General features: G+C 38.8%; 10 protein-coding genes and 1 pseudogene. 3 read left to right on the top strand and 8 right to left on the bottom strand.

Features of this window, described 5'->3' with window-relative positions:
- Positions 1 to 276: 276 nt before the first annotated feature.
- From H5126_RS20860 to H5126_RS20825, 8 genes are all read right to left on the bottom strand, one after another.
- The gene (locus tag H5126_RS20860; protein ID WP_182721419.1) at positions 277 to 654 is read right to left on the bottom strand and encodes a diacylglycerol kinase; all 378 of its coding nucleotides are present in this window, start codon (positions 652 to 654) and stop codon (positions 277 to 279) included.
- Complete coding sequence (locus H5126_RS20855) at positions 644 to 1,369, bottom strand: phosphatase PAP2 family protein (protein ID WP_259418322.1); 726 nt, start codon at positions 1,367 to 1,369, stop codon at positions 644 to 646. Before H5126_RS20855 ends, H5126_RS20860 begins: the two co-directional genes overlap by 11 nt.
- Positions 1,362 to 2,264, bottom strand: coding sequence for a cation diffusion facilitator family transporter (locus H5126_RS20850; protein ID WP_154904219.1), 903 nt, complete (start codon positions 2,262 to 2,264; stop codon positions 1,362 to 1,364). The genes H5126_RS20855 and H5126_RS20850 overlap by 8 nt, the downstream gene beginning before the upstream one ends.
- Entirely contained in the window at positions 2,265 to 3,878 is a 1,614-nt protein-coding gene (locus H5126_RS20845; RefSeq protein WP_154904220.1) for a phosphoethanolamine transferase, read from the bottom strand.
- A 199-nt stretch (positions 3,879 to 4,077) separates the two neighbouring features.
- Positions 4,078 to 7,278 (bottom strand): efflux RND transporter permease subunit, encoded by a 3,201-nt coding sequence (locus H5126_RS20840; RefSeq protein WP_182721418.1) that lies wholly within the window; start codon positions 7,276 to 7,278, stop codon positions 4,078 to 4,080.
- Positions 7,279 to 7,290: 12 nt separating this feature from the next.
- Positions 7,291 to 8,637: an efflux RND transporter periplasmic adaptor subunit gene (locus H5126_RS20835; RefSeq protein ID WP_154904221.1), complete on the bottom strand. Its 1,347-nt coding sequence runs from the start codon at positions 8,635 to 8,637 to the stop codon at positions 7,291 to 7,293.
- A 62-nt stretch (positions 8,638 to 8,699) separates the two neighbouring features.
- Positions 8,700 to 9,938, bottom strand: coding sequence for a TolC family protein (locus H5126_RS20830; protein ID WP_154904222.1), 1,239 nt, complete (start codon positions 9,936 to 9,938; stop codon positions 8,700 to 8,702).
- A 104-nt stretch (positions 9,939 to 10,042) separates the two neighbouring features.
- Positions 10,043 to 10,390 carry a hypothetical protein gene (locus tag H5126_RS20825; RefSeq protein ID WP_010554760.1) on the bottom strand — a complete coding sequence of 116 codons (348 nt, stop codon included), beginning with the start codon at positions 10,388 to 10,390 and terminating at the stop codon, positions 10,043 to 10,045.
- Between the two features lie 169 nt (positions 10,391 to 10,559).
- On the opposite strand from H5126_RS20825, the pseudogene H5126_RS20820 reads away from it, so the two are divergent.
- The 3 genes and pseudogenes from H5126_RS20820 to H5126_RS20810 all read left to right on the top strand — a co-directional run bounded on the left by H5126_RS20820 (position 10,560) and on the right by H5126_RS20810 (position 13,084).
- Positions 10,560 to 11,702, top strand: a pseudogene (locus tag H5126_RS20820) (ISAs1 family transposase).
- 720 nt (positions 11,703 to 12,422) lie between these two features.
- Entirely contained in the window at positions 12,423 to 12,689 is a 267-nt protein-coding gene (locus H5126_RS20815) for a helix-turn-helix transcriptional regulator (protein ID WP_024596285.1), read from the top strand.
- Positions 12,683 to 13,084 (top strand): HipA N-terminal domain-containing protein, encoded by a 402-nt coding sequence (locus H5126_RS20810; RefSeq protein WP_182721417.1) that lies wholly within the window; start codon positions 12,683 to 12,685, stop codon positions 13,082 to 13,084. Before H5126_RS20815 ends, H5126_RS20810 begins: the two co-directional genes overlap by 7 nt.
- The last annotated feature ends 113 nt before the right edge of the window (positions 13,085 to 13,197 follow it).

Genomic DNA, 13,197 nt, shown 5'->3' with positions numbered 1-13,197 from the left:
TGATCTTGTAGTGCATGACTACATCTCAATGTGCTTGCAACATATTGCAGAGCAGCCAAGTAACCTTGAGCCACTGCTACCTTGGAATATTAAGCAAGGCTAGGTGTCGTTAGCTATACGCTTACAGCAGAAGTTACTATTTGAGTGTTTTGGCTAAAAATGTTTGTATTTTTTGATCTATAGCGGACATGGCTGAAAATATTCTTAATTGTCTAACATAGAGTATTAGATTAAATATATTTTTGAATTATTATACATTCTAATAACATTTACACTTCATAAGCTCAAGTGCTGAATAAATACACCAGCCCATATTAAAGTTGCGATGATAACGCTCACCATCACAGCCAAAGAGCCTAAGTCTTTCGCTAAACCTGACAGTGGATGAATTTCCGCGCCAATTCTATCGACTACTGCCTCAATAGCGGTATTGAAGATTTCTGCCAACAATACGAATAATAAAGCGCACCAAAGTAACACGTACTCAAAAAGTGAAAATGGAAAGAATAAACAGCCCACAACGAGAAGAACTGACAGCCAGAATTCTTGTTTAAACGCTGCTTCATTTGCTATCAGCCATTTAAACGCTCTGAGTGAATGCCCCGCTGCTAGGTATATTCGTTTTATTCCCGTCGGCTTTTGCTTAGCACCCATTGATTGGCTCCTGTTGGCTATTCTTAGCATTAGGTTTGGAATTAGGAAAGTGTAAGGTACGAAACACTACCGCGGCTATCAAACAAATGATTAACCATGACAACGTCATCGTTGTTAGTGTGTGACTTAAAAAATGGTCACCTATCGCCATCTTATAACTCCCCATAATCCAGCCAGTAGAAACAGCAAACGCTATCGCAATACATTGGTATTTCGGACGATAAAACAAAAAGAATAATGACATTAAGGCAAAACCACCGCTGGCATGACCCGCAGGAAAGCACTTGTACTTTTTAGTTGACTCAAACGATTCAGGCATTAATTCAAACGCCTTAACATAAGGGACATCGCCGCCATATAGTTCAAGCTGCGCAGGACAAGCACCATTGGTTGTTGCTTTTAAACCGCCGATGACTGACGGCACTAACATCAAAGAGAAAATAACCACTAATAATCGCTTTTGAAAGTGCTTAGAGTACTTGCGTCTACAAGCGATAACGTAAAAAGCAATGAGCGACAGTGCCAATAAAATAATGCTGTATTTAGGCAACAAGTAAAAAATAAAACGATAAGGCTCTTCATATTTATCAATTAACCACGTTTGGTTGGATGCATTGAATAACAAATTTTGAAGCCAAATATCGCTATTTGTTGTTTCAAATAAAAAAGCAATAAGCGTTAATGCATACATTGAATAAAGCAGGTGTTTACTCAAGTTCAAAACAATTCTCCATTTGCAAGGTGTTCCCTACTACCACTTCTATGGTCGAGTGGTGAATACCGTATTGAGCTGCGAGCAAATCTTTAATTGGCTTAAGATCTTGGAATTGTTCCATCGTTTTTAAGTTAACACTGGTTTCTAAATACACTTCGCTATCATCTAATTGCCACACATGAATGTGTCTTACTTTTTCAACATTCTCCATTGATTCGATATCCTTACAAATCTTATCGATATCGATATCAACGGGGACCGCTTGCATTAAAATACGAATACTTTGCTTAGCTAAAATAATACCGTGGTACACCACATAAACCGAGATAAGTATGGTTGCCAATAAATCGACAACATACCATTGATATAAAATGATCAAACTACCCGCAACAATGACAACGACAGAAGCAAAGGCATCAGATAAATTATGAATAAATGCCGCTCTGAGATTCAAGTTATTCTTCGCGCCTGCTTGATAAGTCAACCACGCGGTTATGGAATCAATCACTAAGGCTATTGTCGCAATCCAAACAACAATCCAACCATCAATAGGTTGAGGGTTAAAGTACTTCTCAACTGCGGCATAAATGAGATATATACCAAGAATAATAAGGGTAGTACTGTTGATTAATGCCCCGATAATTTCAGCCCGTTTAAAACCAAAAGTCATTTGGCTATTAGCGGGTTTTCTTGCAATTTTTCTCGCAACAATCGCAATAACGATAGCGCCTGCATCACTGAGGTTATGAAGCGCATCAGCAATCAAGGATAAACTACCTGATAAAACCCCGCCGATAATTTGGGCCACAGTAAGTAAAATATTGATAAATACTGCCATGCTTAATTTTCCGTCATGGTTATGTGCATGGCTGTGCGTATGGTTATTATTTGACATTTACTCTTCCTCTTGCATAACAAATAGTGGTGATGGCGCTTTTTCAGGCAATGACATATCTGTGCTGATATTTAACGCATGTAGTAAAGAAAAAGAAAAAACATCGTGAGAACTTTCTTTTTTACTTTGTTTGACCGTACTTTCCATATCAACGTGTGATGAAGAGCCGAACCAAGCAATTAAAGGTACATGAGTCTGTTCTTCAGGCGCCAGCATGTAAGGCATACCATGTAAGTAGAGTCCGTTCTTACCTAACGATTCACCATGATCGCCAATATAAAACATGGCAGTTTCAAAGTTGGTATTGTTCTCTTCTAATAAATTAATGGTTTCATTGATAAAGTAATCGGTATAGAGAATGGCATTATCATACGCATTAACAATTTCGCTAGTTTCACAGGCGGAGAGTTCGCTTGTTTGACAGGCAGGAGTGAACTTCTCAAAGTCTTTGGGGTATCGTTTGTAATATGCCGGGCCGTGGTTGCCCATTTGATGAAGCACTATGAGTACACTACCTTCTTGATCATCAATATACCCCTGTAAACCGTCTAACATACCAATGTCACGACACTCTATATCGCACACTGAATTTAGCTCAGGTGATTTGAAATTTTGGTATTCGACACGATCTGCGACGCCTTTTGAACTAGAGTTATTGTCTCGCCAAAGGACACTTACCCCGGCTTTGGAAATAACATCTAATACGTTTTGTGTTCGCCGTGCTTTTTTATTATCAAATGACTCTCGGTTATCGAATGAAAACATACAAGGGACCGAAATCGCGGTTGATGTGCCACAAGCATAGAATTCATCAAAACTAATTAAATCATCTCTTTGAGCTAATAATGGTGTAGTTTCTCGTTTATAGCCATTTATAGAAAGATTACCCGCATGGACAGTTTCACCGACAATGACAATGTAGAGTTTTTTATGCGACTCTTTATCAATATCATTGGCAGAGTTTACTACCATTAAAAATTCGTTATTTTCTTGCTGTTCAAGCACGTCCTTGAGGAAAAATCCCGTAGAGTAAATGGGATAGATAGGATTTAAGTAAAATCTTAATGGCTTGTGTTCTCTAAAGAAATTAGTGAATTGAGCACTAAAAATATAAAGTGAAACAGTAATTACACCAAGTGCCATGATGGTATTACTTATTTGTAGCCAACAGTTTTTTGTCCATGACGATTTATCTATTTTGACCATAAAAAGGCAAGCTATAGGTACTATGGCTAACAACAAAACAGTTAAAAAATACTCAAATGACAGTAAGTCAGTTGCTTCATCGATATTCGTTTCAGCAATGTTTTGAATCATTACATTATCAATGATGGTGCCAAAGCTATCGGTATAATAACCAGCCATGGCAGATAAGAGTAAAAGACTGCTCAGTACTATTCGAACGGGAATGATAATACTGAAAAATGACACAATAATGGTTAATACACTCATTACCACAAGAGTCAGAGCGATAATAAAACCTTGATTATCTTGCCACGGGTATACCGAATTAACTTGTTCAAAAAATGTAGAATTGCCCGTCACTATAATAAATAGCACGGTGGCGATAATAAGGAGGTTTGGCGAACAATTGAAAAACGACAGCTTTTTCATCATTATTCCCTAAATTTAGGATGCAAAAATTCGAAGCTAATAAAAGCCTACTATTGAATCTCTGCATCGAGTGAAAATGACTGGCTAAGCCCTGCTTTTGACAAGAGCTTAGCTAGTAGCGATTTATAGTGCTATCAAATTAGTTACTTACTTTATTAATTTGTAAGTTAATGAGTAAGTCACTAAGTTATCTAGCGCGTTAGTCTCTAAGATCTTTGATTTTGGCTTTTGAGAACCAAGCATATAAAACCGGTAACACAAACAAGGTGAGTAACGTTGCAGTAACCAAACCGCCAACAATAACACTCGCCAGTGGTCGTTGAATTTCAGCGCCAACTCCATTGGACATCAGCATTGGAATTAAACCTAACGCAGAAGTAATGGCGGTCATTAATACTGGACGTAAACGAGATACTGCCCCATCAAAAACAGCTTTTGAGGTGTCTATACCATCTTTTACCAGCTGGTTAATGCTTTCTACCATGACTACACCATTAAGCACGGCGACACCAAACAAAGTGATAAAGCCGACTGAACTTGGCACTGACAAGTATTGACCTGAAATATACAGTGAGAAAATACCACCTATAACGGCCAAGGGTACATTCACTAAAATAAGCATCGCTTGACCAACAGAGCCAAAGGCGAAATAAAGTAGCAAGGCAATTAGTGCCAATGATAGAGGCACTACCACTGATAGTCGCTGCTGCGCACGTTGTTGGTTTTCAAATTGACCACCAATCACTACAGAATAACCTGCAGGTAAATCTACTTTGCTATCAATAACTGCACGAATGTCGCTAACAACACTTCCCATGTCTCGACCTTGAACATTGGCTTGAATTACCACGCGTCGCTGTACATCATCACGTCGCACTTGTGGTGGGCCAGATTCAAAACTGACGGTAGCAATATCGCCTAAACGTACCCAAGCACCCGTAGGTGATTGTATTCTCAGATCTGCAATAGCTTCTTGGTTATCACGGTATTTTTCTTCAATGCGAACATAAATATCATAACGTTCATTACCATTGATTATTTGGCCAGCGCTAACGCCACCGATACCGTTTTTAACCACTTCCATGACATCGCCAACTGACAAACCAAAACGTGACAATTGCTGTCTTTTCGGTTTAATCACTAACTGTGCTTCACCAGCGATTTGCTCTAAGGCTACATCTCTTGCGCCATCAATTTGTTTGATTGCCGCTTCAATTTCTTGACCTTTGCTCGCCAACATATCTAATTCTGGTCCAAACAATTTAATGGCAAGTTGCGCTTTAACTCCTGACAGTAATTCATCTACACGAGTCGCTATGGGCTGTGAAAAGTTAAGTAATAACCCTGGGAATTGCTCAAGTTTCTCTTCCATTAAACCTTGTAATTCAACGCGATTTTTGGCAATTGTCCATTCTGAAACAGGTTTTAAGCCAATGTAAATTTCGATGTTATTAACTGGTTCAGGATCACCGCCGATTTCAGCACGTCCAATTCGACTTAGGGTATATTCAACTTCGGGGAACTCCATTAACTTTTCTTCAAGAATTGGAGCAACCGACAAGGCTGTTTCTAAACTTGCTGATGGCGCTAATGTTGCTCTTAGGTTAATGGTACCCTCTTCTAATTCTGGTACAAATTCAGTCCCTATTTGAGGTATTAAAGATGCTGCACCCACAAGTAACAATAATGAAGCAATAATAACTACTTTCGTGTGTTTCATCGCGGCTTTGAGGCCTTTTCGATAAAGCTTATCTAATGGTTTTAAGACAAAACTTTCTCTTTCTTTAACGCCTTTATTAAACATAAAGGTTGCTAAGGCTGGAACCACAAACAGTGCCACTAAAATAGCCGAAATAACCGCTAAAATAATACTGATAGCCATCGGCTGGAACAATTTAGCTTCCACTCCTTCAAAGCTAAATAACGGTGTAAATACCACTAAAATAATAGAGGCAGCAAAAAATACCGGGCGTGCAACTTCTTTTCCTGCTTCTTTTAATCGTAGAGGAATGCCTTCTTTATCATGTTCTACATCGTGGGGATCAGCATCTGTGCCTAACGTTCTCGCTTGCGCATTTTTGTAATGTGTTGAATCAGGTCTATTAAGGTGTTTGAACATGTTTTCAACCATCACAACAGAGCCATCAACCAACATACCAATAGCAACAGCGATACCACCTAACGACATTAAGTTTGCCGATAAACCTATCCAAGACATCACCATTAAGGCGATAGCGATTGAAATAGGAATTGAAATTAACACTAAAAAGGTTGCGCGTAAGTTCATTAAAAACAGAGCAAGTACGATAGCGATAAATATAAATGCCAGCGCTAATGCTTGCACTACAGTATCAACTGCTTTAGTAATTAAATCTGCCTGATCGTAGAAAGGTTCAAAACGTACGCCTTCAGGTAGTGCTTGGTTGATCATTGGAATACGTGCACTTATACCGTCGATTGTCGCTTTAGTATTTGCGCCCATACGTTTCAATACGATACCTGAAACCACTTCACCTAAGTTTTCAATGTTACCCTGTGCATCTCTGCGCGTCATAGTAACTGCGCCTTGGCGTATTTCACTACCCAGCGAAACCTTGGCTACATCTTCGATAGTCACCACAGTACCATCAACCGTTTTAACCGGTACTTGTCTAATATCAGCTAAACCTGCTTCGCCACTATTAAACCAACCTGTGCCACGAATAACTAATTGCTCTTGTCCACGGTTCATGTACCAACCGCCAACATTGGCATTGTTGTTATCGAGTGCAGTAACAATATCGTCTTGCGTTAACTCATATGATAATAATTTACTTGGCTCAATGTTGACTTGATACTGTCTGACGTTGCCGCCAAAAGATAAGACGTCGGTAACACCATCTACCGGCATAACCAATAACTTTACTATCCAATCGTTCAAGCTCCTTAAGGTCATAGAATCATAACCAGAATCTTTATCTGCAATTAACAAATACTGAAAAACTTGACCCAAACCTGAGGTGTTAGGTCCCATTGCTGGTGTGCCCACGCCTTGCGGAATTAACTCTTTTGCCGCTTGTAAACGCTCAAATACTAACTGGCGAGCAAAGTAGATGTCTGTGCCTCCTTTAAAGACAACAGTAACACCCGATAAACCCGTTTTTGAAATAGAGCGTACTTGCTCTACATCAGGCAACGCATACATTACTGCTTCAATGGGATAGGTTATTAACTGCTCTACTTCTTCAGCGGCTAAGCCCGGTGCTTCAGTATTAACCGCTACCTGAACATTGGTTACATCAGGAAAAGCATCTAAATTTAGTTTTGGGATCACCATAACAGAGCCTGCCATAGTAGCAATTAGGGCGATAATTACTAAGAGTCGATTATTGATCGACCAATCAATCATTTTATTAAACATAATCTTATTCCCCTAGTGGCCGTGCGGATCAAATCCGCCTTTTGCTATTTCTGACGCAACAAAAAAGGCACCTTTTGTTACCACACGGGTATTAGGCTCAATACCGATAATTTGACGGTAATTGCCTAATGGCTGACCTAATTCAACTTCAACGGCTTTAAATTCACCAGAATGGTCTTCAACAAATACCGTCCAATCACCATCGGCACCACGCATTAATGCTGTTTCTGGTACTGCTATTACAGGGCTTTGCGTATCAAACTGAAAATTTACATTAACAAACATGCCTGAATGCAAACTGTCATCAGTATTTTCAACCGACAGTCTAACGATTCGGGTACGCGTACTTGGATCAATGGTATGTGCTTCTTGAATGACCTTGGCAACATGCACTTGCCCGGCAAACTCAACTTTTGCAATGGTGCCAATAGGAAGACTTAATTTTTTATTTGGCGAAACACGCGCTTCAACCCATAAGTCTTTTTCATCAGCCAATACCATGATTTTTTCACCGGCAGGCACACGTTGTCCTTGAGAGAAATCATCACTTAAAACCACACCAGAGCGCTGAGCGACTAAGGTATATTCACCAAGATTTGATGAGTTGTTTTTTACAATATCTTTAATGGCTGCTTTGGTTAAACCAAAGGCAGTTAATCGACCATAAGCTGAAATGTAATCTGTTTCACTGGCTAATAGGCGGCTTTCACTGACGGTGCCAAGGCCCAATTTTTTAGTTCGTTGCCACTCACTGTAAGCAACACGATATTGTGCTTGTGCTTCGGCCATTGATTCACTAAATAAGGTAACTAAAGACTGACCCTTAGTCACATGTTCACCTAAAATAGCATGACGACTGATCACTACCGATTCAGTACGTGAAGAGACAATGTAACTGGTATAACCGTTCGCTTTTATTTCTCCTGGTGCATAGATACTTTTAGCAAAAATTGCCGGCTTTAAGTTAGTCACTTTGATATTGGCGAGTGCCATTTTTTCTGGACTAAAACTTATGCCTTCTTCATGTTCTTCTTCAGCTGTTTCTTTACTCGCTGTTTCACTACCATGGTCATGACCGTCATCAGATTTCTCCTCCGCAGCATGGTCGTCTTTGCTTTCATCACTACCATGTTCATGACCACTTTCGTCATGCACTTCTTCACTTTCAGAGTCATGATCATGGTCAGTTTTTAATACGATGGATTGCTCTACTGCTGGCGTTTTTTCTAGAGCGGCATCGTTATATGATAATGCCGTAGTTGACACGACAGCTAAGCCAGTAAATAAACTACTTAGGGTAATGAGTTTTATTTTTTTCACTATTTTATGAGATGTTTTATCAGTTATTTTATTTTTCATTTTTAATTCCAAATTCTGTAACAATTCACGCTCATCAAGCCGCGTAAAGTGATATAATAGGTTTAGTTTAATAGCTTAGTTGCCGCATTTAATTGGCCTACATCGAGTAGCCATTGCACTTCGCTTATTTTGAACTGGGCTTGTAATTCAATGCCCGCGTATAAACCTTCCGCTCTTTGTTGTAATGCCAATAAATAATCCGAGGTATTTAAATCACCTACTTGCCATTGTTTTTGCAATAACTGCGCGCTGTGTTCGCCGCGCCCTTGCATTAACTGTTGCCAACGGCCAAGGTATTTTTTATTAGAGATTAGTGAGGCAGTACTTGCCTGTATCAAATACTTTTGCTTACGCATTACTGAACGAAAATTTGCTTCTGCGGCGATAGCTTGTTGGTTTTGTGCTTTGGCATTAGCTTGGTAATCATTACGAATATTTAACGGCATAGAAAAAGTAACTCCGACAACATTATCGACATCATTTTTTCCGGCACTAATTCCAATGGTAGGATCGGCTTTGGTTTCAAGCATGGCATATTGAGCTTTACTTTTTTGCATTTGCCACAGTGCTTGAGAGGCTAATACTTGCGGGTGCTGCGTTAACCACTGCTCAGCTACTTGAAAGTTTGTAACGCCTAAGCCCTTCTCTGGATATGCTTGTGTATCAGGACGCCAATCAGGCAACAACTCATTAACTTTGGCTTGAGCTTGTGTTAACTGTGCTTGTATTTGGGCCGTTTTATTAAGCATTTGCGACAAATTCAAGAAAGTTAACTCAGCATCAACCTGACCAAGATCGCCAGCTTTCTGCCTTTTAGTTACAATTTTAAGCAAGATTTCTAACTGTTGCTCTTGTTCAAAAGCAAGTGACGACTTATCCATGGCAAGTTGCCAATTAATAAGTGCTTTTAAGGCTTGTGCTTTTTTCTGCTCTATCGCATAAGTGAATTGTTTACTGGCCGCCGTTAATATTTTATCGCCGATAGCAGCATTAACAGCCTGCTTATCCCACAAGTCAATCGTTTGGCTAATACCAATATTGTAATTATTTCCGTCACCTTCACGCTCGTAACCTGTCGATAGTTCTGGGTTGTAAAGTGGTAACTTACTGCCCTGTGCTTTGGAAAATTCAGCATTCATGAGTTCACGTGCTGAGACAATATCAGGGTGTTTATTGATTTGCCGATCGAGCCAGTCACTCGATAGCGTTGGCTTAGCAAAAGCGAAGCTACTAACAGATAAACTTGCTGAAAAGCCGATAAATAATGCGATTCCAGCAGATTTTGCTGAGAAAAATTTCATAATAATCTCTTAATTTAATAATAAAATGCCGCAACTAAACCAACTAGGCTACATTAAGCGCTAGTTAAGAATAAATTTGTTACGAATATAGCTTTAAAACTAAATTAAACGATTGGAGGGCGTATAGGTTCTTCAGTGAATATTTTATCTACATGATCAGCATAAAAATATTGATTTGTAATAATAAGTTTAGGGGTCTGTAGTGTAGATTTATTACTGGCAACCCACTGTGTGTGAGTGCCTTGACAGTGACCACAATGATGGCAATCTTTAATATTATGTTCAGTGTCAGATGATTCATCGAAAAGTTCAATATCATCACTATCATGGGAATGTTCTGTTTGAATATGTAGAGAGTCAATCTGATGACTTTCATTTGAATTAGCCACAGAAGCAAACGACTGCAATGCAATCGATAGTACTACTAACAAACTAATCCAAGTATTTTTCATTTTTACTCTAACATCAAAATTTTAAAAAACATGGTAGTCAAGAAACCCACTCAAGTCAATCAAATTAAGTAGTTTATACAGGACAATCCACGGCAAGATCATTATAAATTGAACTTCTAGAACAAGTAGCGATCAGATCAAGGCATTATAATCACCTTGGTCACTTAATATGAGCGCTACTTTTCTGAAACACTTTGATTCAATTACCGATCCTCGCATTGAACGCTGTAAAAAGCATGAACTTATCGATATTCTCCTCTTAGCCATTAGTGCTGTACTCTCCGGCGCAGAAGGATGGGAGGATATTGAAGATTTTGGGCATCTAAAACTTGATTGGTTAAAAAAATATGGCGCTTTCAAAGAGGGTATCCCAAGACACGACACCATTGCCCGTGTCATTTGTCGGTTAAAATCAGATGAAATAGAGCATTCATTTCAATCTTGGATATCATCACTTATTGAAACCACTGGTGCTGATATCATTGCCATTGATGGAAAAACAGCACGTCGTTCATTTACAACCAAAGATAGAAAAAGTGCCTTACATACCGTCAGCGCATGGAGCTGCCAACACCAATTAGTGTTAGGGCAAACAGCCGTTGATAGCAAAACAAATGAAATCACCGCAATTCCTGAATTACTTACCCTGTTGGATATTGAAAATAGTATTATCACGCTTGATGCAATGGGGTGCCAACAAGAAATTGCTAAACAAATAATTAAGCAGAAAGCGGATTATATTCTGGCGCTAAAGGGCAACCACTCGGGTATGCAGATTGAATTATAAGCTTGGTGGCATAAGAATGAGCGCGAAGGATTAACCAAGAGTAACTATGATAAACATGCCGAAATCAGCTCAGGGCATGGGCGCATTGAAACAAGAACTTGTCAGCAATTACTTATTGATAAAAGTTGGTTAGGCAAAACTTACCAATGGTATGGTTTAAAGAGTGTTATTCAAGTCACCGCACAAGTTCACGATAAATCGGCGGGTACAGACACTATAGAAACCCGTTGGTATATTAGTTCGTTGGCACTAGATGCAGAGCAATCGCTCAATGCGGTACGTAGCCACTGGCAGGTTGAAAGTATGCATTGGATGTTGGATATGAATTTTAGGGAAGATGAATCGAGAATACGTAAGAAGCAAGGACCGCTTGTGTTTAACGTCATGAGAAAAATAGCCATGGCGTTATTTAAGCGAGATACAACTAAATCAGCAAGTATGGCGAGGAAAAAGAAAATGGCAGGGCTAGACGATGATTATCGTTCAACCCTGTTAGAACCTGGGATTAAAATGCGCCAGCCGTGAGCTAATGACCAGGAGCCGTATTTATAAATAATGATACGGATTATTTAATGTGACCGTACACAATATATTTTTATAAATTCCTGTCTTGCTTATATATTGTGATTTACTAAATTCAACTTATCTGTTTAATGGTTTTCAAATGCAATTTTGCCTGTTTGTCGAACATCTTTTATCCAAAAAATTCTACTAAGCAAGATCATTTGAGGGGATTAATTTCTGATAGGGAAAGATCTGTTTATTGGTAAATTCGGCAAATAGTGGCGGTATTAGACCAGTGTTAACAAGGGCTGGTTTAGAAATGCTTTATGTTGCTTTATTGATTTTGAGAAGGGAATAACCATTCTCTTCAATCAATGCCTTGCCTAAAGGCATTTCTAATTCCAGCTGAATGGGGTTTTGTGCCCATCCCCTCGAAATTACTATTAAGCCTGTTTTTTATACAATTTATTGATGTATGATAATAAAAATGAATTAACCCCTTAACAGGAATATAGGGCTTAAAGTGTAATAAGTCCCCCGTTGCCTATAGGATCATTAACAGACTGGAATAAATTTTAATGCGCATGAATTTTTGAGAGGCACTATAATTCAAGATGTTTGGTAGCTTTAATTATTAAAAACATTAATTACAATCAAAAATTAATACCTGAAATAACAGGTGTTAATTGAATTAATGATATATAATACCTGCTATAACAGGTGTTTTAATTGGTAAGGCTTATGGATAATGATTGGTTTTTAAAAAAAGGGAAGGAAATACAAACCCTCCGAAAAAGAAAATTCCCCAATGATACCCAAAAGACCTTTGCCGCTAGAGTAGGTGTTGGCCTCACTACGATTCAAAACCTTGAAGCTGGAAAAGAAGGGGTTGCGTGGGGAACAGTCTGCAAGGTACTAACTATTCTTGGCCGTAAGAAATACCTCGAAGAATTATTTCTCAACAATGAACTTGAACTCAATATTATTGATAAGGTTACAACGTGGTAAGTAACATATTCAAAGTTCGATTCAAACTACCATCCGGTGACATTATCCGTTGTGGTATTGCAGGGGTAATAGAGAACACTAGAAAGCAAGTAGATAGTGTTGAATTTGCGTACCACAAGGATTATCTCTCAAAGGTTAAACACCCTATAGATCCATCTACCTTACATCTGACATCAAATGTTTTTAAGTTATATTGTGATAAATCCGCCCTAGGATTCATTGATGATATTTTACCGGACTCATGGGGTAAAAAGGTATTATCTAGAATACATAACATTCCTTATCCTTCCATACCAGATTTACTCAAGGTGATGGAGTATTCAACTGTTGGTGCGCTTCATTTTTCTAGTGAAGACAGTTCGGATATTTCTTTCGGTTTAGGTGTAAGCGTCTAGCAAAGTGCACCTGCCAGTAATTCGTCAAACCGATTAAGCTATTTCTTAATTTCAATTAGGAGATAGCCATGAGAAAAACACGTAGCCTTGAGCAGTGGCGTAACATTATCGAA

The sequence above is a fragment of the Pseudoalteromonas sp. SG45-3 genome (assembly GCF_014164075.1).
In the GTDB taxonomy this organism is placed as follows: domain Bacteria; phylum Pseudomonadota; class Gammaproteobacteria; order Enterobacterales; family Alteromonadaceae; genus Pseudoalteromonas; species Pseudoalteromonas distincta.
Note: the sequence above shows the minus strand (reverse complement) of the source record. Positions and strands in the feature narration are given on the sequence as shown.

What these genes read in the sequence shown, in the direction of transcription:
- H5126_RS20860 (WP_182721419.1), bottom strand. Translation starts at nt 654, where the DNA reads ATGGGTGCTAAGCAAAAGCCGACGGGAATAAAACGAATATACCTAGCA.
- H5126_RS20850 (WP_154904219.1), bottom strand. Translation starts at nt 2,264, where the DNA reads ATGTCAAATAATAACCATACGCACAGCCATGCACATAACCATGACGGA.
- H5126_RS20845 (WP_154904220.1), bottom strand. Translation starts at nt 3,878, where the DNA reads ATGAAAAAGCTGTCGTTTTTCAATTGTTCGCCAAACCTCCTTATTATC.
- H5126_RS20840 (WP_182721418.1), bottom strand. Translation starts at nt 7,278, where the DNA reads ATGTTTAATAAAATGATTGATTGGTCGATCAATAATCGACTCTTAGTA.
- H5126_RS20835 (WP_154904221.1), bottom strand. Translation starts at nt 8,637, where the DNA reads ATGAAAAATAAAATAACTGATAAAACATCTCATAAAATAGTGAAAAAA.
- H5126_RS20830 (WP_154904222.1), bottom strand. Translation starts at nt 9,938, where the DNA reads ATGAAATTTTTCTCAGCAAAATCTGCTGGAATCGCATTATTTATCGGC.
- H5126_RS20825 (WP_010554760.1), bottom strand. Translation starts at nt 10,390, where the DNA reads ATGAAAAATACTTGGATTAGTTTGTTAGTAGTACTATCGATTGCATTG.
- H5126_RS20815 (WP_024596285.1), top strand. Translation starts at nt 12,423, where the DNA reads ATGGATAATGATTGGTTTTTAAAAAAAGGGAAGGAAATACAAACCCTC.